The sequence below is a fragment of the Aeromicrobium panaciterrae genome (genome assembly GCF_031457275.1).
GTDB lineage: Bacteria > Actinomycetota > Actinomycetes > Propionibacteriales > Nocardioidaceae > Aeromicrobium > Aeromicrobium panaciterrae_A.
In genome coordinates, this window is record NZ_JAVDWH010000001.1 from 1,149,863 (window position 1) to 1,173,532 (window position 23,670).

The following is a 23,670-nucleotide window of genomic DNA, read 5'->3' on the forward strand; positions in this document are numbered from 1 at the left end:
AGACTGGACACATGTCCAGTCAGTTGACCAGCGAATCGCCACGACGCAGGCTCAATGCCCGTCAGCGCTCGACCGTTGAGCGGTTGCTGGCGGCAGGTCAGGAGGAGCTGCGGGAGGTTGGTCACGAAGCATTGACCATTCGAACCGTCGCTGTGCGCGCTGGTGTTTCACCGGCGACGGCCTACACGTACCTTGCTTCGAAGCACCATCTCTTCGCCGAGCTGTTCCTGCGTCACATCGCCCAGGATCATGACGCGCCAGTCGAAGGCGCGACCGTCACTGAGCGCGTCCAGAACGTGTCACAGGGCGTCGTCTCCCTCCTCGTGGCCGAACCCGAGCTCACGGCCGCGGTCACTCCGGCACTCCTTGGAAGTGACGAGGATGTCGTACGACTGCGGCTGCGCATCGGCAGTGAGTTCGTGTCGCGCTTCGAAGCTGCCCTGCGCGATCCTGCACAGCCGGCTGAGCCCGTTGACCCAGCAGTTCTCGAAGTGCTGATCCTGACCTTCTTCGGTGCGCTTCTCCAGGTCGGCATGGACACCATGAGCTACGACCAGATGGCCGAGCGCCTCGAATCCGCTTTCGCCGTGATCCTGAGAGGCAACGTATGACCGCCGTTTCGTCCCCGCTGGTGTTTGATCCGTACGACTACGCGTTCCACGAGGACCCGTACCCGTTGTATGCACGTCTCCGTGCGGAGTCTCCGGTCTTCCACGCGCCTGCCGACGATCTGTGGGTTGTCGCCAGCCATGCGGACGTACGCGAAGTGCTCCGTGATGACCGGAGCTACTCCAACCAGATGGGCGTCTCGCTCGACGCCAGCGCCTGGACGACCGAAGCCCACCGGGTCATGTCATTCCTGGCTCTCGACGGTGATGAGCAGACCCGGCTGCGCAAGCTAGTCTCAGGCGCCTTCACTCCGCGACGCGTGCGTGATCTCGAGCCGCAGATCGAGCGACTCACCAAGCACTACCTCGACCTGACCTTTGCGGCGAATGCCGAGCACGGCGAAGTCGACTGGATCACCGAGTTCGCGGGTCGGCTCCCCATGGATGTCATCTCTGAGCTCCTCGGTGTGCCCGAGGGGGAGCGCGACGAGGCTCGCCGACTCGCTGACCTCACGGTTCACCGCGAGGACGGCGTACGCGACGTGCCCGAGGACGGCATGCTGGCCGCTTTCGAGCTCATCGATTACTTCGCTGACCTGGTGAAGCAGCGCCGCAAGAACCCCTTGGACGACCTCACCTCGGCGCTCACGATGATCGAGAGCAACGGTGACCGGCTCACCGACGAGGAGATCAACGCCTTCTTGTTCTTGATGGTGGTGGCCGGCAACGAGACCACGACCAAGCTGCTGGGCAATGCACTGTTCCATCTGTCAGCCAGCCCCGAGCAGCAGAAGGAGGTCTACGCCGCACCGGAAGACCTCGTCTCGGACTGGATCGAAGAAACCCTGCGCCACGACACCTCGAGCCAGATGTTGGCTCGCTATGTCCTCGACGACGTCGAGGTCGGAGGTCAGCTGGTGCCGGCCGGATCGAAGCTGCTCGTCCTGCTCGGCTCGGCCAACCGCGACGAAGAGGTGTTCAGCAATCCCGATGTCTTCGACATCCATCGGGCGAAGGATGAGCTGGGACAGAGCCTCAGCTTCGGCACCGGGCGCCACTTCTGCCTCGGCGCCCACCTTGCACGGCTGGAAGCCAAGGTCGTCCTCGACGAGATGATCCGTCGTACATCGAGCTTCCAGGTGCATTCCGATCGTGCAGTGCGTGTGCACTCCACGAGCGTGCGCGGTTTCCGCAACCTGCCCGTGACGTTCTCCGGGGTGAGCTCCTGATGCCCAAGTACGCGCACCCTGATCGTCGCCCTGCAGTCGTCACCGGCGCCTCGTCAGGCATTGGTGCCGAGACAGTCAAGGCACTGGCAGCGGCAGGCCATCCCGTCGCCCTCGGCGCGCGACGCCTGGAGGTCTGCGAAGCGCTTGCCGCCGAGATCCGGAACGGCGGCGGTGAGGCCGTCGCCCATCAGCTCGACATGACGGATGACGCGTCTGTTGAAGACTTCAGTGCCAAGGTCGCAGCCGATCTCGGCGACATCGAAGTGGTCATCAGTAACGCCGGAGCCCTCGCTCCAGGCAAGCTTGCCGAGATCAGCTCCGAGCGACTCACCAGCGAGTTGGATCTCAACCTGGTCGGCGCCCACAGGCTCATTCGAACGTTCGTACCCGGCATGATCGAGCGCCAGCGCGGAGACATCGTCTTCGTGTCGTCCGACGTCGTCGTACGTCCTCGGCCCTTTATGGCGGGCTATTCAGCCGGCAAGTGGGGGCTCGAGGGCATGGTCGGTGCACTGCAGATGGAGCTCGAGGGCACCGGCGTACGCGCGTCTGTCGTGCGCCCCGGCCCCACCTGGTCCGACATCGGCAATGAATGGGACCCGGAAGATGCCGCCTTCGTGCTCAACGAATGGGTGCGCTTCGGTTTGGCCCGCCACCCGCATTTCCTGAAGGCCAAGGCCCAGGCCGATGCCATCGCAACCGTGGTGAGCGCTCCTCGAGGAGTCCACCTCAACTTGATCGAAGTCAATCCCGAAGCACCCGTGACGACTCAGGAGCAAGCGAAATGACCGTGACAGCAACAGACCTGCTGGCCGACGTACCTGAGGTCTCCACGCGCCTGGACGATCAGGATCCTTCGGTTCCGGAGATTATCCGTGGCACCGGCCACCTGCCGGAGATGCGCGTCGATCCGATCGGCCTGTTCTCCCGTGTGCGCGAGGAGTGCGGCGATGTCGGTCGCTTCCGGCTCGCCGACAAGGAAGTCGTGCTCGTTACCGGTGCTGAGGCGAACGAGGAGTTCTTCCGCGCACCGGAGGAAGTGCTCGACCAGGCAGCCGCCTACCCATTTATGACCCCGATCTTCGGCAAAGGCGTCGTCTTCGACGCGAGCCCCGAAGAGCGCCAACAGATGCTCAAGAACCAGGCCCTGCGCGGAGACATGATGCGCGGGCATGCTCAGACCATCGAGGCGGAGATTCGCCGCATGGTTGCCGACTGGGGCGACGAGGGTGAGATCGACCTGCTCGACTTCTTTGCTGAGCTCACGATCTATACGACGAGCTCATGCCTGATTGGCAAGCCGTTCCGTGAGGAGCTCGACGCATCGTTCGCTCACCACTATCACGAGCTAGAGCACGGAACCGACGCCATCGCGTACGTCGATCCCTACGCAGACATCGAGAACTTCAAGATGCGCGACGCCGCTCGTCTGAAGCTCGTCGACCTGGTGCAGCAGATCATCGACAAGCGAGTCCTTCGAGGCAAGGTTGCCCGCGAGGATCGCGATCTGCTCGACGTTCTGATCAGCCTGAAGAACGAGGACGGCACGGATCAGTTCACGGCCGACCTCGTCACCGGCATCTTCATCTCGATGATGTTCGCCGGCCACCACACCAGCAGCGGTACGGCCTCCTGGGCCATGATCGAGCTGATGCGGCACCCCGAGGCCATGGAGTCCGTCGTCGCCGAGCTCGATGAGTTGTACGCCGACGGATCTGAGGTGTCGTTCCAGGCGCTTCGCGAGATCCCGACGCTTGAGGCAGTTCTCAAGGAGACGCTGCGACTTCACCCGCCGCTCATCATCCTGATGCGCCTCGTGCAGCAGGACTTCGAGCTGCTCGGCCACACCATCCCGGCCGGAACGCTGATCGCAGCCTCTCCGCGTGTCTCCAACCGGATCGAGGAGGACTTCCCCAACGCGGAGGAGTTCGACCCGAGCCGCTACATCGACCCCCGCCAGGAAGACCTGCAGAACAAGTGGACCTGGATCCCGTTCGGCGCAGGCAAACACCGCTGTGTCGGCAACGCGTTCGCGATGATGCAGATGAAGGCGATTTTCTCGGTCATCCTCCGCGATTTCGAGTTCACCCCGGCCCAGCCGGTCGACAGCTACCGCGATGACTTCACCAAGATGGTGATCCAGCTCGAGCAGCCGTGTCGCGTCACCTACAAGCGGCGTGCGTCATGAAAGTTGTCGCCGACACCAGCGTTTGTCAGGGGCACCAGCTGTGCCAGGGCGAAGCACCCGATGTTTTTGGTTTCGATGAGGACGCCGACGTTGTCGTGGTCCTCGAGCAGCATCCCGAAGAGTCGCGTCGTGCTGACGTGACCGCCGCCGTCAAGTACTGCCCGGCGTTCGCCCTATCAATCGAAGAGACTCTGTCCAAGGAAGAGGAAGTAGATGTCTGATCTGACGCGTGCCGAGATCCAGGAGTTCTGGGACGCCTGGCTCGCCACCAACCGGGAAGCTGAGCGCACCGGCGACTGGCGTACGTTGGCCGACCACTACGCGGAGGACGCGACGTACGGCTGGATGTATTCGCCTGACGAGCACTTCATGGCGGTCGGCCGCGACCAGATCCGCGACTGGGCCATCGGTATCGAGATGGATGGCCTCGACGGGTGGCACTACGACTACCAGGCTGCAGTCATCGACGAGCAGAAGGCGATGATCGTCGGTTTCTGGAAACAGAAGTCCGGCATCCTCGACGACGAGGGCAGTGAGTACGAGATCCTCGGCCTCGGTGGCTCGTGGTTCGGAGTCGAGCGTCAGGCAAACGGCGAGGTCATGATCGCCTGGCAGCGTGACTGGTTCGACATGCCGTCAACCGCCCACACCTTCATGCAGATCCTCGAGGCCAACAAGGCTCCCGACACCCTCCTGAAGCGGATGTCGGTCGCAGGCCACGGCGTACCGGGTCACTATCACTACAAGGACATCCCCTCGACCGTCTGGCCGCCTCCGGTCGAGCGCGGCGACTACATCGAACAGAAGGCCCTCTGATGACCGCCATCACCTCGGCACCGGCCCAGCAGTACGTCGACGGCAAGCTCAGCCCTGCATCGACAGGTGAGACCTATCCGATCCTCAACCCGGCAACGGGGGAGGAGATCGGTCAGGCACCTGACAGCTCGGCGGCTGACGTCGAGGCTGCCATTGCTGCAGCGCGGCGTGCCTTTGACGAGTCCGAGTGGTCGACGGACGTCGAGCTGCGGGTGCGCTGCCTCAGGCAGCTTCATCAGGCGCTGCTCGACAACGCTGACGAGTTCCGGGCGCTCACCACGGCTGAGGTCGGAATGCCCGGCTTCATGATGGGCGCTGCTGGCTTCGATGTACCGGTTGAAGGGCTCAAGTGGGTCACTGACCTGCTCGAGTCGTACGAGTGGGAGTCCGATCTCGGCGTCGCATCGCCGATGGGCATCACCTCGAAGCGGACGGTCGTACGCGAGCCGATCGGTGTGGTCGCGGCGATCACTCCGTGGAACGTCCCGACTCAGATCAACCTCGCGAAGATCGGCCCCGCACTTGCGGCTGGCTGCACCGTGGTGCTCAAGCCTGCTCCGGACACTCCGTGGGTGGCGTGCGAGCTCGCCCGCATCGTGGCCGAGCACACCGACATCCCGGCTGGTGTCTTCAACGTGGTGACACCGCTTTCGAACGAAGTCGCGGCACAGCTCACCAGCGATCCGCGGATCGACATGGTCTCCTTCACCGGTTCTACTGCGACCGGCCGGGCGATCATGGCGGCTGCGGCGCCGACTTTGAAGAAGGTGTTCCTCGAGCTGGGCGGCAAGTCCGCCGCCATCGTCCTCGACGACGCAGATGTCTCAGCCGCGGCCGGTGCCACGGCATTCGCCGCCACCATTCATGCGGGGCAGGGCTGCGCGCTGACGACTCGGCTCATCGTGCCGCGCGAGAAGTACGAAGAGGCCGTCGCAACCGCTGCATCGGTGATGGAGTCGATCGGCGCCAAGGATCCAGCCGATCCCGGTGCCATCTGCGGTCCGGTGATCTCCCAGCTCCAGCGCGACCGGGTCGAGAGCTACTTCAAGATCGCTGAAGAAGAAGGTGGCCGCATCGTCACCGGCGGCAAGGTGATCGATCAGCCCGGTTTCTGGATCGAGCCGACGGTTGTCGCTGACCTCGGCAACGACTCGCGGCTTGCGCAGGAGGAGATCTTCGGCCCGGTGCTCGTCGTCATCCCGCACGACGGCGACGATGACGCCGTACGCATCGCCAACGACTCCGACTTTGGGCTTTCGGGCTCGATCGAGTCAGGTGACCTGGAGCGGGCGAAGTCCGTTGCTCGTCGCATCCGTACCGGAACCATGGCCGTCAACGGTGGCGTCTGGTTCAGCCCCGACGCACCCTTCGGTGGCTACAAGCAGTCAGGCCTGGGACGCGAGATGGGCGTCGCAGGCTTCGAGGAGTACCTCGAGACCAAGACCATTGCCGAGCCAGCATGACCACCACTTCAAGGAGCACTGTGTCTAATCAAAACGTGCGTTTCAAAGACAAAGTCATCGTCGTCACCGGCGCCGCACAGGGCATCGGCGAGGCCTACGCACGCGCGTTGGCAGCTGAAGGCGCCAAGGTTGTCGTCGCTGACCTCAACGCGGAGTCGGGCGAGCAGGTTGCCAAGTCCATCGAGGCAGATGGCGGGACGGCCATGTTCGTGTCGTGCGACGTCTCGTCGGCAGACTCCGCCGCTGCGCTCGCTGCAACGGTTGAGGGCGAATGGGGTGGCGTCGACGGACTGGTCAACAACGCCGCCATCTACGGCGCCATGGAGTTCGACCTGCTGATCACGGTCGACTGGGACTACTACCGCAAGTTCATGAGCGTCAACATGGATGGTGCGCTGGTCATGACCCGTGCGCTCTACCCGTCGATGCAGAAGCGCGGTGGTGGCTCGATCGTCAACCAGTCGAGCACCGCGGCCTACCTTTACTCCGGCTTCTACGGTTTGGCGAAAGTCGGAGTCAACGGACTCACTCAGCAGCTCGCGCACGAGGTTGGCGGTATGAACATCCGCGTCAACGCGGTTGCTCCGGGTCCCGTCGACACCGAGGCCACTCGCGTGCAGGCGGGCGACGCGACGAAGGACATCATCAAGACCATGGCGCTCAAGCGCATGGGCCAGCCCGAAGACATGGTCGGCGCGACGCTGTTCCTGCTGTCCGATGAGTCGTCCTGGGTGACCGGGCAGATCCTTGCAGTCGATGGTGGCCAGACGTGGCGGTCGTGAAACCAAAACGCACCGGCTTCATCGGCCTTGGCAACATCGGCAAGCCGATGGCGCTGAGGCTTGCTGCGGACGAATCGATCGACCTTCGGGTCTTCGATGTCGCTCCCGAGCCCGTTGCCGAACTGGTCGCTGCCGGTGCCACGGAGGCCGAGTCGATCGGCGCTTTGGGCAACTGGGCTGACGTCATCTGCGTGATGGTTCGCGACGATGACCAGGTACGCAGTGTGCTGGGGGAGGTCCTCAAGGACCTCCAGACCCGCAACGACTTCATCCCGGTGTCGTTCGTCATCCACTCGACCGTGGCACCCGAGACACCCGCAGAACTGGTCAATCAGGTCATGGGCGTCTGCGGATTTGCTGTCGAGATCGTCGACGCTCCGGTCTCCGGCGGTCCGATGGGCGCGGCCGATGGTTCGCTGGCGATCATGGTCGGCGCAAGCTCGGAGGCGTTCAAGGCCGTGGAGCCGGTGCTCTCGGTTATGGGCACCAAAGTCATCCACGCCGGAGAACTGGGCAGCGGCACCAAATTCAAGCTGGCCCGCAACCTCCTGCATTTCGTTTCGTTCACGGCAACCGCCGAGGCCGCGCGTCTCGCCGAGGCCGCGGGGCTCGACATCAAGGTGCTCGGCGACGTCGTACGACACACCGATGCCATCACTGGTGGACCGGGTGCGGTCATGCACCGGGACACGACAGCACCGATCCCGGAGGGCGACTTCTGGGAAGGCGTCTTCTCCCATGTACGAGCATTGGGCGAGAAGGATCTGGGCTTCGCGATTCAGTTGGCCGAGAAGCTCGACGTCGACGTACCTTTGGCCCGCCTCGCTGCGGACCGGCTAGGGCCGGCCCTCGGCCTGCAAGGAGATCACGATGGCTGAGAAGTTTGATGACCTACCCGAGCTGCGAGCCAAAGGTCTGCGCAAGATGGAGCAGGTCTACGGCTTCGACATGAGCGACGGTGGCGGCGACTTCTTCGCGTACACCGCGGATCACCTGTTCGCCGACATCTGGAGCCGACCGGGTCTGAGCGACCGGGATCGTCGCCTTCTGCTCATCGGAATGCTCGCCGGACAGGGTGCGGCGGATGTACTCGGAATCCAGGTTCCGGCTGCATATGGGGCAGGGGATCTCGACGACGAAGCGCTTCGTGAGATTGTTGTCTTCCTCAGTCATTACGCCGGTTGGCCCCAAGGTGCCCGTCTCAACTCCATTGTGGAAGACACGATCGCCAAGGCCGCCCGAGCACAGCGCGAAAAGGATTCGGGTCCTTGACCTTCATCATCACCCAGTCGTGTTGCAACGATGCATCGTGTGTGGCCGTCTGCCCAGTCGACTGCATTCACCCCGCACCGGACGATCCGGACTTCGCCACGGCGGAGATGCTCTACATCAATCCGGACGAGTGCATCGACTGCGGCGCGTGCGTTCCCGCATGCCCGGTGAGCGCCGTACACGCAGATTCTGAGCTGCCGGAGCACCTCAGCGACTACGCCCAGATCAACGCCGACTACTTCACCTGGGTAGGGGACATCCCGTTCCCCGCAGCTCCGCCGCCGGCTGGACCGAAGGTTCAGGACCAGGCCGCGCCGCTGCGCGTTGCCGTCGTCGGTTCCGGCCCGTCGGGTTGGTTTGTTGCTGAAGAGCTTGCCGCCACGAGGCGCGCTGACGTCGAGATCACCGTCATTGATCGTCTGGCTACGCCGCACGGCCTCGTACGCCATGGCGTCGCACCCGATCACTTGGGCACCAAAGACTCGTCGGTCATGTTCGACACGATCGCCCGCCACAAGAGCACGACCGTACGACTCAACGTCAATGTCGGCAGCGATGTCACTCACGAGGAGCTCCTTGAGCACCACCACGCCGTGGTCTACGCGACTGGCGCGGCCATCGGTCGCACGCTGGGCATCCCCGGTGAGGACCTGCCGGGCAGCTACTCAGCTGCAGAGTTCGTCACTTGGTACAACGGTCAGCCGGACTACGTCGACCTCGCACCTGCACTCGATCACGAGCGTGCCGTCATCATCGGCAACGGCAACGTCGCCCTCGACATGGCGCGTCTGCTCCTGGTCAACACTGATGACCTGCACAGCTCCTCCGACATGGCACCTCACGCCATCGAGGCACTGGCGGCTTCCGGGATCCAGGAAGTTGTCCTTGTCGGACGACGCGGGCCTGAGCACGCAGCGTTCACCACGCCCGAGCTCATGGCACTCGTCAACAACCCGGGCATCGACGTCATCGTCGATCCGGCTGATCTCGCCACACTGTCTGACGTCGACGACAGCGAACGCACTGCCGGTACGTACGCCACCAGCCAAAAGGCGGCCCTGCTGCGACGAGTGGCCGAGTCGACACCCAGTGGTGGCAAGCGACTGGTTCTCAAGTTCGGCCTCACTCCTCAGGCTCTGCTGTCTCAAGAAGTGTTGGGGGAGGACCGAGTCGCCGGAATTGCCCTCGCGCATACGAGCGACCCCTCGAAGGTCGAGACCATCGACGCGGGTCTCGTCCTGCGAGCCACGGGCTACCGCTCGACCGCCATTGAGGGTGTGCCGTTCGACGAGCAGGCCGGCCGATTGGCCCACGACGAGGGCCGTGTCACCGACCCCGCGACAGGTTCGTTGGTAGCTGCGACGTACGCGACTGGCTGGGTCAAGCGTGGCCCGACCGGCGTGATCGGCACCAACCGTACGTGTGCCGTCGAGACCGCCACTGCGCTGCTCGACGACTACTACGAAGGGCGCTTGCCCGAGCCCGGTGGCAACCAGGAGACCTTCGACGCGCTGCTCACTGGACGTGGCGTCGCCATCGTCGACCTGGTCGCGTGGAAGAGGCTCGACAGCCACGAGCGCGCAGAGGGCAAAGCTCTCGGCAGGCCGCGTCTGAAGATCTCTGATCTCGAAGAGCAGATCCGTATCGGGGCCGAGCATTGACCACCGAGGAGAGCGTCATGCCCATCCGAGTGATCCATATTGCAACTGGCAATGTCGGCCGCATCGCGTTGTCCCAGGTGATCGAGGACCCGCGTTTCGAGCTGGTCGGCCTCGTCGTCTCTGATCCGGAGAAGGTGGGCCAGGACGCAGGGGCGCTCGCGCGGATCGATGTCGTCACCGGCATCACGGCGATCGACGACCTGGACGCAGCGATCGCGCTGAAGCCTGACTGCGCGGTCTACTGTGCACTCGCCGAGGTCCGGTTCTTCGAGTCGCTTGCCGACCTGCAGAAGATCCTTGCCGCCGGCATCAACGTGGTCAGCTCTTCACCGGCAACACTCGTCTATCCGTACGGACTGTTGCCCGACAGCATGATCGATCCACTCGAGGACGCCTGCAAGGCCGGCAACGTGAGCCTTTTCGTGACGGGCGTCGACCCGGGTTGGGCCAACGACCTGCTGCCGTTCGCCATCGCGTCGACCTGCCAGAAGGTCGAAAAGATCACCTGTTCGGAGATCGCCGACTACGCCACCTACGACGGCGCACCCGTGATGTTCGACGTGATGGGCTTCGGCAACGAAATCGGCGAGCTGCCGATGCTGTTCCAGCCGGGAACGCTCACCGCTGCCTGGGGAGTCAGCCTGCGCCTGATGGCCAAGGGCTTCGGCTTCGAGCTCGACGAGATCGTCGAGCGGTTCGAGCAGGAGCCCGCGCCAGAAGCGCTCGACATCGCGGTCGGTCACATCAAGAAGGGCACGGTTGCGGCTGTGAACTTCCAGATCGCGGGCGTCGTCAACGGCAAGGAAGTCCTGGTCATCGACCACACGACACGCATCATGGACGGCATCCGCCCCGACTGGCCCCAGCCGGCCCAGGAGGGCGGCTCCTACCGCGTCGAGATCATCGGTGAGCCGTCGTACGTCGTCGACGTCTGCCCGACGAGCGAGCGCGGCGACCACAACTACGCGGCGATCGCCACCGCAGCCGGGCGCATGGTCAACGCCATCCCTGATGTCATCGCCGCAGGTCCGGGATTCAAAACGATGCTCGACCTGCCGTTCAACACCGCCCGTGGCGTCTTCGCGACCACGCTGGCTAACTAGCTCAGACGGAAGAAGGAACCACCATGGGACGTGTTGACGGCAAGGTAGTCCTGATCAGCGGAGGTGCGCGCAACATCGGTGGCGCGAGTGCCCGGTTGCTGGTCGCCGAGGGCGCCAAGGTGGTCATCGGTGACCTCCTGGACGACGAAGGCGAAGCGCTCGCGAAGGAGTTGGGCGACGCGGCACGCTACGTGCACCTCGACGTGACCAGCGACGATGACTGGCGCAAGGCCGTTGAGCTCACCGTCTCGGAGTTCGGCAAGCTCGACGTTCTGTTCAACAACGCCGGCATCTTCAATGGCGGCCCGATCAATCGCTACAAGGCTGATCTCTGGCACCAGATGCTCGACGTCAACCTGACCGGCGCCTTCCTCGGTATGCGCGCCGCAACTGACGCGTTGATTGCCGCTGGCGGTGGCTCGATCATCAACACCTCGTCGATTGAAGGTCTCCGCGGCACGCCGTGGGCCCACGGCTACGTCGCCTCCAAGTGGGGGCTGCGCGGCCTGACCAAGTCAGTCGCACTTGAGCTTGCTCCGCACGGCATCCGAGTGAACTCGATCCACCCAGGTCGCATCAGTACGCCTGCTACGGACGCAATGCCCGAGGACATGATCCCGATTCCACTGGGTCGCCCGGGCAAGCCCGAGGAAGTCGCGACATTCGTGCTGTTCCTCGCCAGTGACGAGTCGTCGTTCTCCACGGGCGCTGAGTTCGTCGTGGACGGCGGCACCGTTTCAATGATCCCCACCAAGCTCTGAGAGAAGAACCATGTCATCGAACACCCCCGCAGGGCTCGCGGTACCTCCTGTTATCTCCGACGTTCAGCCTGACGAGACGTTTGACGTCGTCGTCGTGGGCTTCGGCATCGCTGGCGGTTGCGCTGCGCTCGAGGCCGCGCGCGCAGGGGCGCGCGTGCTGCTGCTGGAGAAGTCGGCCGTTCACGGAGGTACGTCGTCGATGTCCGGCGGCCACTTCTACCTCGGCGGCGGGACAGCAGTGCAGCAGGCGACAGGCCACGAGGACTCCGTCGAGGCGATGACCGCCTATCTGATGGCGAGCACGAAGGACCCGGACGAAGAGAAGATCCGCGCCTACTGCGAAGGATCCGTCGAGCTGTTCGATTGGCTCGAAGCCCTCGGCTTCCAATTCGAGCGCTCGTTCTTTGCCGACAAGGCCGTCATCCAGCCCGGCACCCAGGGACTCATGTTCACGGGTAACGAGAAGGTCTACCCGTACCGCGACAAGATCAAGCCCGCGCCGCGCGGTCACAAGGTTCCCGTACCCGGCGACACCGAAGGCACCAGGATCGTGATGGACCTCCTGCGTACAAGGGTCGAGGAAGCCGGAGTCGACGTTCGCTACGAGACCGGCGTGAGCAACCTCCTGGTCGAGGGCGACGACGTCGTGGGTGTCGCGTGGAAGTCGTTCGACAAGACAGGCACGGTCGCATCCTCGTCGGTCGTCCTGGCTGCTGGCGGGTTCGTCATGAACCCCGACATGGTAGCGAAGTACACCCCCGCACTCGGCGAAAAGCTGTTCACCCTTGGCTCGACGTACGACGACGGTCTGGGCATTCGCCTTGGACAGTCCGTGGGAGCCGCTCTGGAGCACATGGAAGAGCCGTTCATCACGGCCCCGTTCTATCCGCCGTCGCAACTCGTCAAGGGCCTGGTCATCAACAAACTGGGCAAGCGGTTCGTCGCCGAGGACAGCTATCACGCACGCAGCTCGTACCACGTGATGAAGCAGCCCGATTCGGCTGCTTACCTGATCGTCGACGCTGAGCACTACGCGGAGCAGCTCATGCCGCTCGTACCGCTCAAGGACGGCTACGAGACGGTCGAGGAGATGGCTGAAGGACTCGACATCCCCGTTGAGGTTCTCCGCGGGACCCTCGATCGCTACAACTCCCACGCCGCGAACGGCGAGGATCCGGACTTCCACAAGCACCCCGACTGGCTGGCGCCGCAGACGACGGCACCGTGGGCAGTCCTCGACCTCACTCTCGGCGTCGCGCTTTACGCGGGATTCACGATCGGTGGCATTTCAACGACGGTCGATGGTCAGGCCAAGCGTGAGGACGGCTCAGTCGTTCGCGGGCTCTATGCAGCGGGCGCGTGTGCGTCCAACATTGCTCAAGACGGCAACGGCTACTGCTCGGGCACCCAGCTCGGCGAGGGCTCGTTCTTCGGCAGGCGCGCTGGTATCCATGCCGCGTCTGCGGTGGCGCAGAAGGGATAGTCGGATGAAGACACGCTTGAACTGCCCGTGCTCATTGCAGATCGTCGGAACTGATGAAGACGACCTCGTAGCGAAGGTTCAGGAGCATCTCGAAGCGGATCATCCCGGTCGCGAGTACGACCGAGACATGATCCTCTTCATGGCTTTTTAGCTGCGGAACTTCCGTTCGTACCGCATCTTGATCGTCTTGCGGATGACGTCGTACTGCTCCTCCGTGCGGGGGAACTCCTGCACGTTCGGGCCCATGCTGAACTTCTTGCGGACCGTGCTCTTGGCGAACGTGAACTCGCGCAGGCCGGCATCGCCGTGGAAGCGGCCGAAGCCTGAGTCGCCGACGCCGCCGAACGGCACTGACGGCATACCGACGAACGACAGCACGGCGTTGACCGTGACGCCGCCTGACCGCATCCGACTCGCGATCTCTGCGCCACGTCGCTTCGAGAACACGGAGGCGCCGAGTCCGAATGACGTGCCATTCGTACGTCGAATCGCGTCGTCGATGTCCTCGACCGTGTTGATCACGACGACCGGACCGAAGGTCTCTTCGCACACTGCTGCGTTGTCTTCGGGTACGTCGACCAGCACGACGGGGTGCACGAACGGCGGCCTTACTGATTCGGGCCCGCCGATCAGCACCGTTGCGCCCCCAGCGATCGCTGCATCGATGTGGCGACGCACGATCTCGATCTGACCCGGGGTGATCATCGGGCCGTAGCTGGCGCCGCTTTCCAGTCCTGCGGTGACCTTCTCGGCCTTCGTACGTACGAGCTCCAAGAACGCGTCGCGGACCTCTTTGACGACGTACACGCGCTCCACGCCGACACAGGCCTGACCGCCGTTGAAGAAGGCGCCCCAGACGACCGCTGTGGCGGCCGCTTCGAGATCTGCATCTTCGGCGACGATGGTCGCGTCCTTGCCGCCAAGCTCCAGAACCACCGGAGTGAGCTTCTCGGCGCACGCAGCCATCACTCGACGGCCTGTGGGGACCGAGCCGGTGAAGGCCAGCTTGTCGACGCCTGACTTGCACAGCGCAGCGCCGGTCTCGCCGAGGCCGTGCACGTAACTGATGATGCCCACCGGCACGTCGGGGTTTGCCTTGTAGAAGCCCTCGATGACGAAGGCGCCAGCGCCCGCGCTGAGCTCGCTGGGCTTCACGATCACGGTGTTGCCTGCAGCCAGGGCGCATGCGGCGCCGCTCAGAACGGTGTAGATCGGGACGTTCCACGGAGTGATGATGCCGACGACGCCGAGGGGCTCGTGAACCACGTCTGCGGCGAAGTTGGGGAAGGCGATGCCGGGTGCGACCTTGCGACGCTTCAGTACGCGCTCGGCGTGGGCCGCTGTCCACCGAATGTCCTCGAGGCCGGCGATGAATTCCATCTGAATGTCACCGACAGGTCGAGCGGTCTCGGCGTTGCCCAGCTCATAGATCTCCTCCGCATGGGCAGCCAGCCAACGCACCCAGCTGGTCAGGATGCGCTTGCGCCCGCTGAACCCTTGAGCGGCCCACCAGATCTGCGCCTCGCGTGCCTGGTCGAGTCGGTCGGCGATGTCGTCAGCCGTATGAATCGGGTAGGTGCCGACGACGGCGCTTGTTCCCGGGTTGACCACATCGAACTGTCCGGACGTGACCGGAGCTGAGACGGGTTGCGTGGAGGTCATCGGTAACTGCCTTCTGTTCGTGAGCTGTGGGTCAACACAAGTATGAGCCGAGGGTAGAACATGTTCTCATTTTCTGGAAGAGTGACTAGACAAGTGTCCAGTTACTCGAATGCTTGACCTTCGATACGGGATGCTGATCTACTGCCGTCCTAGGACGCTACTTCTAGGGAGAATACATGACTGCGTCAGATCACGACGTGCACGCCGAAACAAAAATGACCGTGCACGAGCGCGACTTCGCGACTTTGGCTGAGCCCATCGCAGCGTGGCTGGGGGAGACCGGCGGAGAGCCGGTCACGATCTCCGACCTGCACGCGCCGCAAGGTGGCGGTATGTCCAGCGTGACGCTGCTCTTTGACGCCAACTCCGAGCCACTCGTCGCTCGGATGCCTCCGGAGGACACATCGTTCCCGGTGTTCCCGTCGTACGACATCGTCCAGCAGTTCGAGATCATGAAGCTCGTCGCTGAGCACAGCGATGTGCCCGTCCCGCCGATCGTCGGCGTCGAGGAGACCGGCGATGTCGTCGGAGCTCCGTTCGGCGTGATGAGGGCCGTAGTCGGCCGTACGCCGACAGACAACCCGCCGTACGTGTTTGGTGGCTGGCTCATGGATGCCACGCCTGAAGAGCGTCGGCAGCTCCAGGATGGGACCGTCAAGGCGCTCGCCGGCATCCATGGCATCGCTGACGCATCAACGGTGTTCTCGTCGCTGGCACCCGAGGGCGAGCCCCTGCGCGCCCACGTTGACGCCCTGCGTACCTACTACGAGTGGACTCGCGCCACCGATGGGCTGCGCATCCCGATCATTGAGGAGACGTTCGAGTGGCTGGAGGCCAACTGGCCTGCCGACCCCGGCACTGGTGTCCTCAGTTGGGGCGACGCGCGCCCCGGCAACATCATCTTTGATGGCTTCGAGCCAGCTGCCGTCATCGACTGGGAGATGGCTGCGATCGCCCCGCGTGAGCTCGACGTCGCGTGGGTCGTGTTCCTGCACGTGTTCTTCCAGGACATTGCCAACGTGTTCGAGATGCCCGGCATCCCGGACTTCTGTCGTCGCGAAGACGTGATCGCGACGTACGAGGAGCTCAGCGGACACACAGTCCGCGACTTCGATTGGTACATCGTCTACTCGTCGCTTCGCCACGCCGTCGTGATGAGCCAGGTCAAGCGCCGGATGATCCATTTCGGCGAGGAGCAGCAGCCCGACGATCCCGATGGCTTCGTCATGCACGCTGACCTGATCAAGCGACTCCTGGAAGGTACGTACGAATGGGCCTGATGCCGACTGAGCTCGACGAGTTCCCGATCCACCAGGCGCCGTTGCCCATCGCACGGGCCGACAGCAGCGACCGCAACTTCTACGACCGCTGCTACCTCAATGCCCACGACAAGTTGGGCGAGGTCTTCCTGATCGCCGGTATCGGCACGTACCCGAACCTTGGTGTGCGCGACGCGTTCGCGACCGTACGAGTCAAGGACCAGCAGTTCTCGTTGCGGCTCTCAGACGCACTCGAGGCCAGGTCGCTCGATCAGCAGGTCGGGCCGATGCGACTCGAGGTGCTCGAACCGCTCAACAAGTTGCGCCTGACCTGCGACAACGACCATGTCGGGTTTGACCTGACCTGGACTGGCTCGTTCCCGGCGGTGTTGGAGCAGCGGCACATCATGCTGGACGCCAACGACCGCCCGACGCTGGACGCCCAGCGTTTCGCGCAGGTCGGCACGTGGGAAGGCTCGCTGCAGGTCGGGGGCGCGACGTACGAGGTCAGCGACTGGACCGGTACGCGTGACCGTTCTTGGGGGATCCGACCGATCGGCGAGGCAGAGCCGGCCGGACGCGCGGCCGAGCAGGCGCTCGAGGGATTCTGGTGGCTGTACGCACCGCTGCAGTTCGACGACTTCGCTGTTGTCGTCATCGTGCAGGAGCAGCCGAACGGTTTCCGTAGCCTCAATGACGCCGTTCGCATCTTTCCTGACGGGCGGGTTGAACAGCTGGGCTGGCCGCGGTTCGAGATCGACTACACGTCGGGAACGCGTATCCCGACCGGTGCTCGGATCCACCTGACGACTCCGCAGGGCGAAGCTCTACTCATCGAGGTGGAGACCCTCTCCTTCGTTCCGCTGCACATTGGTTGCGGCTACGGCGGAGATCCCGAGTGGAACCACGGCGTGTGGAAGGGCAAGGACTGGGTCGACACCGGAACGTACGACCTCACCCAGCCGGACATGATCGGCCGCTTCCCGTGGGGCGTGATCGATCACTCCGCGCGGGCGACGTGCAACGGGCAGGTCGGCTACGGGCTGTTCGAGCATGCGAGCGTCGGTCGACACGATCCGACCGGCTTCGCTGACTACATGTCAGTCGCGCCCTAGTCGGTGACGCGCGGGTCCATGTGAGGAACCAGCTTCCAAAGGGCATCGGAGACCCTGCTGAGGTCCGCGGCGCTGACGCCGTCCAGCTGGCTTGTCCATTGGCCTACGAGTTGCCGCAGTGGCCGCTCGGCCGTCTCGCGACCCTTACTGGTCAATACGACGAGCCTCGCTCGACCATCGTTGGGATCTGCGACTCGCTCGATCAGGCCCAGCCGCTCGATCCGTCGCAAGGTCTTGGACATCCCGCTCGTGGTCTGAAGAATCACCTGGCTGAGCTGGGTGGGCGACATCGTGTGGGGCGGTCCGGCAAACCACAGCGCCGACAGCACTGAGTGCTCGGACAGCTCGAGCCCTTCCGGCGCCAGCACGGCCTGGACCGAGGACTCGACGATGCGTCCGAGGTGGAGCAGGGTCAAGTGGAGGAGTGCAACATCCTGGTTCACATCCGGCAGCGTCGCGTTGACCGCTTCATGCAGTTCGAACGGTGCGGTGATCCGCTGGGTGTTCTCTGCACTCGGCACGGCAAACTCCTGGGGCGTGAGGACTAACGTCCTGAGACGCTACCAAACGGCAGCGAAATGGGCGGTGGGTTAGTCGCCTTATCAATCGTCGTACAGGCAACTAGCTCACCGCCCACCGCGGGAATGGTGCTACTTGACCTCTGAGCGCATCACCAGGCGGAGACCGATGGCTGTCGGGATGATCAGCCAGGTCAGGCTGGTGACTCCGAGGTGCGCCCACTCGGCGCCGCCCATGTCGCCGTTGTACAGAGCCCCTTGGGCGTAGTTGAAGTCGACCCACGGCCACGCGTCCTTGAACCAGTCCTGGAAGTTGGCCAGCGCCGCGAAGATCCCGGCGAGTACGAACGCAACCACGAAGTAGCCCACGATCGCCGCCGATGAGTTGCGGAGTACAAGGCCGAGCATGAAACCGAGCATCATGCCGAGGACATTCGCGAGGACGATCAGCAGGAACTCCTGGAACGACAGGTTCCACACAGTGTCGACACCTGCAATCGCAGAGCCAAGCACGTTGCCGAGAGCCCCTACGGCGAGTGCGATCACCATTGAGACCACGCCGACGCCGACGGTTGCGATCACTTTGGCGCCGATCGCTCGTCCGCGACGTGGCACCAGGGTGAACGTGGTGAGTCCGCTGCGTTGAGACCACTCGCTGGTGACCGAGAGGATCGCGATCATCGGAAGGATGATCGTCATCGGGACGCCGATCGCCGCCGAGAAGTTGTTCTGATTCAGCTCGCTGTCCGGCGCGAAGAGGATCGTCGCTCCGGTCGCCAGCACGGCAGCGATGCCGATGCTCGCCATGAGCCAGAAGCCCGATCGAGTGTTGAACATCTTGCGCAGTTCGACCGAGACAAGTCGCGTCATCGGGATCGGCTGGTCGACGGCAGCGATACGCGCAACAGATGGCGCCTTCGCCTCAAGGGTTGCGGTGCTCATGCTGCTACTCCTTCTCGCTGGGTTTCGGCCGTGAGCTCAAGGAACATTTCCTCGAGGCCGGCCGTGTCGGCCGACTTGAGTTCGGTCAGGGCGACGCTGGCCGCGAGTGCGACCTTGCCGACCAGGGCGGGTTCGGCGTCGGTACGGATTGCGCCGTCTGTTGATGCAGTGCTGGTGATGCCAGCGGCAGTCAGAGCGCGGGTCAGGTCGGCTGGCGACTCGGCCCGTACGACCGTGCCTGCGGCTTCGAGCAGCTCGGACTTGGTGCCCTGGGCAACGATGCGGCCGTTGCCGATCACGACGATGTCATCGGCGATGACCTCGATCTCGTGAAGCAGGTGCGAGGACAGCAACACGGTGCCGCCCTTGTTGGCGTACTCGCGCAGCAGATCGCGCATCCAGCGGATGCCGGCCGGGTCGAGTCCGTTGGCAGGCTCGTCGAGGATCAGTACCTCGGGATCGCCGATGAGTGCGGTCGCGATGCCGAGACGCTGGCGCATACCGAGTGAGTAGTTGCGTACGCGGCGGTCGGCTTCCTCGTCGGTCAGGCTGACCTTGTGCAGCATGTGGTCGACGCTGAGCTTGGGCAGTCCCATGGTGCGCTGGGCGATCGTCAGGATCTCTCGGCCGGTTCGCCCGGCGTGCTGGGCCGAAGCGTCCAGTAGAACGCCGACTTTTCGTCCGGGGTTGGGGAGCTCGGCGAAGGGTCGGCCATCGATCAGAGCCTGACCTGACGTCGGCACGGTAAGGCCAACCATGACGCGCATGCTGGTGGATTTGCCGGCGCCGTTGGGGCCGAGGAATCCGGTGACTCGTCCGGAGCGGGCGGTGAACGAGACGTCGTCAACGGCGGTGAACCCGCCGTACCTCTTCGTGAGGGAATCTATGGTGATCATGCTCCGTAGCCTCGTGGCTACGGGCATGTCACCACATCGGGGTCAACGCCGAACTCACCCCCACCCAGACCCTGAGGGGTCCTCGGGGTGGTCAGGCGTTGTACGCGACGGGCAGGCTCTTGATGCCGTTGAGCCAACCGGAACGCAAGCGGGCAACATCACCCGTCGGGCGGATGTTGGGAGCGATGTCGGCGAGTGCATCAAAGATCAGCTTGATCTCGGATCGGGCCAGGTTCGCGCCGATGCAGTAGTGAGCTCCGCGGCCGCCGAAGGCGAGGTGCGGGTTGTTCTCGCGCGTGATGTCGAACGTGAACGCGTCGTCGAACACCTCTTCGTCATAGTTGGCGCTGGCGTAGAACAACCCGACTCGCTGGCCGGCCTTGATCTGTACACCACCGAGCTCGATGTCCTCGAGCGCTGTCCGCTGGAAGGACGTGACCGGGGTGGCCCAGCGAATGACCTCGTCGATCATCGTGGCGGGCCGTTCGCGTACCCAGAGGTCCCACTGGTCCGGGTTGTCGAAGAACGCCTTCATGCCGTGGGTCGTCGCGTTGCGGGTGGTCTCGTTGCCGGCGACGGCGAGGGTGATCACGAAGAAGCCGAACTCATCGTCCGTCAGGCCGCGGCCGCCGTCCTCGCCGGACTGCACCAGCTTGGTGACGATGTCATCGCGCGGGTTGGCCTTGCGCTCAGCTGCAAGGCCCATCGAGTACATCAGCACCTCGGCGGCGGCAGCCTCCGGGTCGTTGTCCTCCCTTGCCATGTCTTCGTCTTCGGCGCCGGTCATTTGGTTGGTCCAGTCGAAGATCTTCTGCCGATCTTCGGCCGGGATGCCGAGCATGTCGCCGATGACCTCGAGTGGGAACTGCGAGGCGACCTGGTCGACGAAGTCGCCAGATCCCGCGGCCGCTGCCTCGGTCACGATGCGTCGCGCCTGCTCCTCGAGTACCTCATCCAGCGCGCCGATGGCGCGAGGTGTGAAGCCACGGGCAATGATCGAGCGCAGCGCGGTGTGGACAGGAGCGTCCTGGTTGAGGACCACGACCTGTGTCATCTCCAACGACTCGCGGGTCGCGGTCTCCGGCAAGCGGATGATGGCTCCGTTGACCTGGCTGGAGAAGACCTTGCTGTTCTTGGACACCTCAGAAATGTCCTCGTGCCTCGTCACGGCCCAGTAACCGGTTCCGGCGTCGGTGTGCATTCCTGCCCTGGCGTTGTCGGCCTGCTCGACCCAGTGGATCGGCGCAGCCTTGCGCAGCAGCGCAAACTGCTCGTGCGGGACGCCGGCGAGATTCACGTCTGGGTCGGTCAAATCGAAGCCTGTGGGCAGGATGTCGACGGTCATGGTGCTCCCTTGTTGGCCAGTGTGACTGGGCATACATTTTTTTAAGACTGGATGTACACAAACACGAAAGTGTATGGTCGTCAAGTGAGATCACACGGATGGGGCGGCCGGCCCCCGTGCGACGCCGAAGAAGCTCGCGCTCGAATCTTGGTCGCGACGGTCGCTCGCATCGCTGAGGTCGGCACCACCAGCACCTCCGAGATAGCCGATTTGCTCGGAGTCACCCGCCAAACCGTCTACCGCTACTTCCCGACGACGAACGATCTGCTCAATGCCGCGTCGTTGTACGCCGTCGGTGACCTGCAGAACAATCTCGTCGAACATATGGTCAAACACCTGCAGGGTTCCGGGGATCCTGCGGAAGCCATCGTCGAAGTCGTGGCGTATGTGTACGAGCATCTGCGGGATGACCCCGTACTCAGCCGTCTGGTCGCACCAGGACAGATCAGCAGCACGCTGTCTGGTCTGACCCTCCCGTCGTCGATCGCCCTCGGCGTGAAGATCCTGAGTGATTTCGGAGTCGACTGGTCCGCGTTCGGTCTCGCCGAGGACGAGCAGGTCGAGCTGGTCGAACATCTGCTCCGCATGTTGCAGTCGTTCTTCCTGGATCCCGGTGATCCTGCCCGTGACGGTCAGGAGCTGCGCTCGTACCTTCGCCGCTGGGTCGCGCCAGCTCTGCGCGCTGTCGACTGACGCTGGACAACGCCCTGAGTCCGCTCCAAGATCGGTGAATGGCCTACGACGAGGAAATCGCGGCAAGGGTGCGTGACCGGGTGGGCGAGTTGGCGCCGTACGAAGAGAAGAAGATGTTCGGCGGGCTTGCGTTCATGGTCAACACCCACATGGCCTGCGGAATGATGCAGGACGGGCTCATGATCCGCGTCGGCAGGGACGGTCATGCGGCGGCGATAACCAAGGGCGCGCACGAAATGGGCTTCACCGGGCGCCCCATGCGCGGCATGGTTCTGGTGCCGAACGAGGACTGCCGGGACGAGGTCGTCGAGTCCTGGGTGACCGAGGCGGTGGCATTCGCGATGTCGGAGTCGCCGAAACCACCCAAGAAGGCCAAGGCCTAGGTCGAGGCGGGCGTGATGGCGTCGACCCACAGCTGAGGCTGGTCGATGTGCAAGAAGTGGGCTGCTCCCGGCAGCGAGATCACCTTGGCGTGAGGGATCAATCGCTTGACGAAGGCGTCGGCAATCTTGAACGCCGGATCGCTGAGTTCGCCTTCCAGGATGGTGACCGGGCAGGCAATCGAGCGGATCGCCTTGCGCGAAGGGAAGGGTCGCAGCAACTGATCCATCTCACGCACGGTGCTCGGACCATTCTCAGTCATCTGGTCACGCCACGCCTCAGGGAGGGTGTCGAACGTATTTCCCCCGCTTGTGGATCCACTGGCCCATCGATACATGGTTTGCGCCGCGGCTCCGGGACTTCGTCGCAGATACCGCTGGACGCTCGCACGGGTCTGCATCGCGAACGCGGAGCGGGTCAGGTGCGTCGACATGTGCGCGGCCGGTTCGGCAAGGAACAACTCCGAGACACATTCTGGAGCCGAAGCGGCAAGATCCAGCGCGACCACACCGCCGCCGCTCCATCCGACCACGGCCGCGGGAGCCGCACCCAGTGCCTTGAGGAGTGCGACCGCATCCTTGGCCTGAGCCGCCAAGCCTTGACGGGGTGCGGATGACGAGCGACCAAATCCACGCCGGTCGTACGCGATCACCCGGTAGGTGCGAGCGAGACCATCGAGCACCGGATTCCACAGGTCCGCATAGGCGCCCGTACCGTGCATCAACAGCAGGGGAGGGCCGCTCCCTCGCTCCTCGTAGTACAGCTCGACGCCGTTGACCGTTGCTGTGGGCATCAGCTGCGCACCGCCGCTCCGGCGATCAACGGACGGATGATTGGGAACGCCTTGAGCAGGCGGTCGTGTTCGAGGTCCACGACCGAGAATCCGGCGTTCACGATGTTGTCCTCGGTCGGCCGGTTGCAGCGACAGCCGTACCCGGCCCGCTTCCATACGCCGTGAAGGCGATCCTGCCAGCGAGCCAGTTTGGGGTCGTCGGAACGTACGTGCTCCAGAAAGACGAGCTGTCCGCCGGGTTTGAGGACTCGGTGAGCTTCTGCGAGGGCCTTGGCGGGATCATCGACGGTGCACAGAACGAGCGTCGAGACGACGAAGTCAAAGCTGCCTGCCTCGAACGGCAAATCTTCTGCGGGAACCTGCAGGACCGTCGCGGGCAGTGAGAAGCTCTCGAGCTTCTTCTCAAGTCTGCGAGCCATCGGCTCCTCGGGCTCGGTGACCACGAGCTTCGTGACCTTCGAGCCGTAGAAGGGGAGGTTGGCGCCTGTCCCGCCGCCGAGTTCCAACACCGAACCGGTGACGTCCTTCAGCAGTTCTTTTCGATGTCCGCTCAGAACGGCTTTTTCGGGCGCAGCCATCATCCGGTCGTACCCGGCCGCAAATATGCGGCCCCACAGGCTCATGCCTGAATGTAGCCCGAACCGTTCACCGACAGTGTCGAACGGACCGAAATCTGCCTCTGCCACCGCTAGGCTCACGC

At 63.8% G+C, this 23,670-nt stretch carries 26 protein-coding genes; 19 read left to right on the plus strand and 7 right to left on the minus strand.

Annotation, left to right across the window (positions count from 1 at the left end; genetic code table 11):
* Nucleotides 1–11 precede the first annotated feature (11 nt).
* From J2X11_RS06010 to J2X11_RS06080, 15 genes are read left to right on the plus strand one after another with little or no spacing between them, the layout of a single operon-like run.
* Nucleotides 12–611, plus strand: coding sequence for a TetR/AcrR family transcriptional regulator (locus tag J2X11_RS06010; protein WP_309967939.1), 600 nt, complete (start codon nucleotides 12–14; stop codon nucleotides 609–611).
* A complete protein-coding gene (locus J2X11_RS06015; RefSeq protein ID WP_309967941.1) occupies nucleotides 608–1,837 on the plus strand; it encodes a cytochrome P450 in 1,230 nt (409 codons plus the stop codon). Before J2X11_RS06010 ends, J2X11_RS06015 begins: the two co-directional genes overlap by 4 nt.
* Nucleotides 1,837–2,625 (plus strand): SDR family oxidoreductase, encoded by a 789-nt coding sequence (locus tag J2X11_RS06020; RefSeq protein WP_309967944.1) that lies wholly within the window; start codon nucleotides 1,837–1,839, stop codon nucleotides 2,623–2,625. The genes J2X11_RS06015 and J2X11_RS06020 overlap by 1 nt, the downstream gene beginning before the upstream one ends.
* Complete coding sequence (locus tag J2X11_RS06025; protein ID WP_309967946.1) at nucleotides 2,622–4,025, plus strand: cytochrome P450; 1,404 nt, start codon at nucleotides 2,622–2,624, stop codon at nucleotides 4,023–4,025. Before J2X11_RS06020 ends, J2X11_RS06025 begins: the two co-directional genes overlap by 4 nt.
* Nucleotides 4,022–4,246 (plus strand): ferredoxin, encoded by a 225-nt coding sequence (locus J2X11_RS06030; RefSeq protein WP_309967949.1) that lies wholly within the window; start codon nucleotides 4,022–4,024, stop codon nucleotides 4,244–4,246. Before J2X11_RS06025 ends, J2X11_RS06030 begins: the two co-directional genes overlap by 4 nt.
* Nucleotides 4,239–4,841: a nuclear transport factor 2-like protein gene (locus J2X11_RS06035; RefSeq protein ID WP_309967952.1), complete on the plus strand. Its 603-nt coding sequence runs from the start codon at nucleotides 4,239–4,241 to the stop codon at nucleotides 4,839–4,841. Before J2X11_RS06030 ends, J2X11_RS06035 begins: the two co-directional genes overlap by 8 nt.
* Nucleotides 4,841–6,304 carry an aldehyde dehydrogenase gene (locus J2X11_RS06040; RefSeq protein ID WP_309967955.1) on the plus strand — a complete coding sequence of 488 codons (1,464 nt, stop codon included), beginning with the start codon at nucleotides 4,841–4,843 and terminating at the stop codon, nucleotides 6,302–6,304. Before J2X11_RS06035 ends, J2X11_RS06040 begins: the two co-directional genes overlap by 1 nt.
* Before the next feature lie 35 nt (nucleotides 6,305–6,339).
* Nucleotides 6,340–7,086, plus strand: coding sequence for an SDR family oxidoreductase (locus J2X11_RS06045; protein WP_309967957.1), 747 nt, complete (start codon nucleotides 6,340–6,342; stop codon nucleotides 7,084–7,086).
* The gene (locus tag J2X11_RS06050; RefSeq protein ID WP_309967961.1) at nucleotides 7,083–7,964 is read left to right on the plus strand and encodes an NAD(P)-dependent oxidoreductase; all 882 of its coding nucleotides are present in this window, start codon (nucleotides 7,083–7,085) and stop codon (nucleotides 7,962–7,964) included. Before J2X11_RS06045 ends, J2X11_RS06050 begins: the two co-directional genes overlap by 4 nt.
* Nucleotides 7,957–8,358, plus strand: a complete 402-nt coding sequence (locus J2X11_RS06055) for a carboxymuconolactone decarboxylase family protein (protein WP_309967964.1) — start codon at nucleotides 7,957–7,959, stop codon at nucleotides 8,356–8,358. Before J2X11_RS06050 ends, J2X11_RS06055 begins: the two co-directional genes overlap by 8 nt.
* Nucleotides 8,355–10,019: an FAD-dependent oxidoreductase gene (locus tag J2X11_RS06060; protein WP_309967967.1), complete on the plus strand. Its 1,665-nt coding sequence runs from the start codon at nucleotides 8,355–8,357 to the stop codon at nucleotides 10,017–10,019. Before J2X11_RS06055 ends, J2X11_RS06060 begins: the two co-directional genes overlap by 4 nt.
* 17 nt (nucleotides 10,020–10,036) lie before the next feature.
* Nucleotides 10,037–11,122 (plus strand): NAD(P)H-dependent amine dehydrogenase family protein, encoded by a 1,086-nt coding sequence (locus J2X11_RS06065; RefSeq protein WP_309967970.1) that lies wholly within the window; start codon nucleotides 10,037–10,039, stop codon nucleotides 11,120–11,122.
* Nucleotides 11,123–11,145: 23 nt separating this feature from the next.
* Complete coding sequence (locus tag J2X11_RS06070) at nucleotides 11,146–11,883, plus strand: glucose 1-dehydrogenase (RefSeq protein WP_309967973.1); 738 nt, start codon at nucleotides 11,146–11,148, stop codon at nucleotides 11,881–11,883.
* 10 nt (nucleotides 11,884–11,893) lie between these two features.
* A complete protein-coding gene (locus tag J2X11_RS06075; RefSeq protein ID WP_309967977.1) occupies nucleotides 11,894–13,366 on the plus strand; it encodes an FAD-binding protein in 1,473 nt (490 codons plus the stop codon).
* A 4-nt stretch (nucleotides 13,367–13,370) separates the two neighbouring features.
* Nucleotides 13,371–13,517 (plus strand): DUF1059 domain-containing protein, encoded by a 147-nt coding sequence (locus J2X11_RS06080; protein ID WP_309967979.1) that lies wholly within the window; start codon nucleotides 13,371–13,373, stop codon nucleotides 13,515–13,517.
* Here J2X11_RS06080 and J2X11_RS06085 read toward each other — a convergent pair.
* Entirely contained in the window at nucleotides 13,514–15,028 is a 1,515-nt protein-coding gene (locus J2X11_RS06085; protein WP_309967981.1) for an aldehyde dehydrogenase family protein, read from the minus strand. The two genes, J2X11_RS06080 and J2X11_RS06085, sit on opposite strands and share 4 nt — an antisense overlap.
* A 176-nt stretch (nucleotides 15,029–15,204) precedes the next feature.
* Here J2X11_RS06085 and J2X11_RS06090 point away from each other — a divergent pair, with 176 nt between their 5' ends.
* Together J2X11_RS06090 and J2X11_RS06095 are read left to right on the plus strand one after the other, a co-directional pair.
* Nucleotides 15,205–16,308 (plus strand): phosphotransferase family protein, encoded by a 1,104-nt coding sequence (locus J2X11_RS06090; protein ID WP_309967984.1) that lies wholly within the window; start codon nucleotides 15,205–15,207, stop codon nucleotides 16,306–16,308.
* A complete protein-coding gene (locus tag J2X11_RS06095; protein ID WP_309967987.1) occupies nucleotides 16,299–17,402 on the plus strand; it encodes an Rv3169 family protein in 1,104 nt (367 codons plus the stop codon). The genes J2X11_RS06090 and J2X11_RS06095 overlap by 10 nt, the downstream gene beginning before the upstream one ends.
* Here the strand turns inward: J2X11_RS06095 and J2X11_RS06100 are convergent.
* From J2X11_RS06100 to J2X11_RS06115, 4 genes are all read right to left on the minus strand, one after another.
* The gene (locus J2X11_RS06100) at nucleotides 17,399–17,923 is read right to left on the minus strand and encodes a MarR family winged helix-turn-helix transcriptional regulator (RefSeq protein ID WP_309967990.1); all 525 of its coding nucleotides are present in this window, start codon (nucleotides 17,921–17,923) and stop codon (nucleotides 17,399–17,401) included. The two genes, J2X11_RS06095 and J2X11_RS06100, sit on opposite strands and share 4 nt — an antisense overlap.
* A gap of 129 nt (nucleotides 17,924–18,052) precedes the next feature.
* Complete coding sequence (locus J2X11_RS06105) at nucleotides 18,053–18,862, minus strand: ABC transporter permease (protein WP_309967993.1); 810 nt, start codon at nucleotides 18,860–18,862, stop codon at nucleotides 18,053–18,055.
* Nucleotides 18,859–19,758: an ABC transporter ATP-binding protein gene (locus J2X11_RS06110; protein ID WP_309967996.1), complete on the minus strand. Its 900-nt coding sequence runs from the start codon at nucleotides 19,756–19,758 to the stop codon at nucleotides 18,859–18,861. Before J2X11_RS06110 ends, J2X11_RS06105 begins: the two co-directional genes overlap by 4 nt.
* A gap of 91 nt (nucleotides 19,759–19,849) precedes the next feature.
* Nucleotides 19,850–21,103, minus strand: coding sequence for a cytochrome P450 (locus tag J2X11_RS06115; RefSeq protein WP_309967999.1), 1,254 nt, complete (start codon nucleotides 21,101–21,103; stop codon nucleotides 19,850–19,852).
* Between the two features lie 84 nt (nucleotides 21,104–21,187).
* On the opposite strand from J2X11_RS06115, the gene J2X11_RS06120 reads away from it, so the two are divergent.
* Together J2X11_RS06120 and J2X11_RS06125 are read left to right on the plus strand one after the other, a co-directional pair.
* Nucleotides 21,188–21,796: a TetR/AcrR family transcriptional regulator gene (locus tag J2X11_RS06120; protein ID WP_309968002.1), complete on the plus strand. Its 609-nt coding sequence runs from the start codon at nucleotides 21,188–21,190 to the stop codon at nucleotides 21,794–21,796.
* A gap of 38 nt (nucleotides 21,797–21,834) precedes the next feature.
* On the plus strand, nucleotides 21,835–22,179 hold the full coding sequence (locus J2X11_RS06125; protein ID WP_309968004.1) for a TfoX/Sxy family protein: 345 nt from the start codon (nucleotides 21,835–21,837) through the stop codon (nucleotides 22,177–22,179).
* On the opposite strand, the gene J2X11_RS06130 is transcribed toward J2X11_RS06125, so the two are convergent.
* Together J2X11_RS06130 and J2X11_RS06135 are read right to left on the minus strand one after the other, a co-directional pair.
* Complete coding sequence (locus J2X11_RS06130; protein ID WP_309968008.1) at nucleotides 22,176–22,970, minus strand: alpha/beta fold hydrolase; 795 nt, start codon at nucleotides 22,968–22,970, stop codon at nucleotides 22,176–22,178. The two genes, J2X11_RS06125 and J2X11_RS06130, sit on opposite strands and share 4 nt — an antisense overlap.
* Nucleotides 22,970–23,656, minus strand: a complete 687-nt coding sequence (locus J2X11_RS06135) for a class I SAM-dependent methyltransferase (protein WP_309968011.1) — start codon at nucleotides 23,654–23,656, stop codon at nucleotides 22,970–22,972. The genes J2X11_RS06130 and J2X11_RS06135 overlap by 1 nt, the downstream gene beginning before the upstream one ends.
* Nucleotides 23,657–23,670 lie beyond the last annotated feature (14 nt).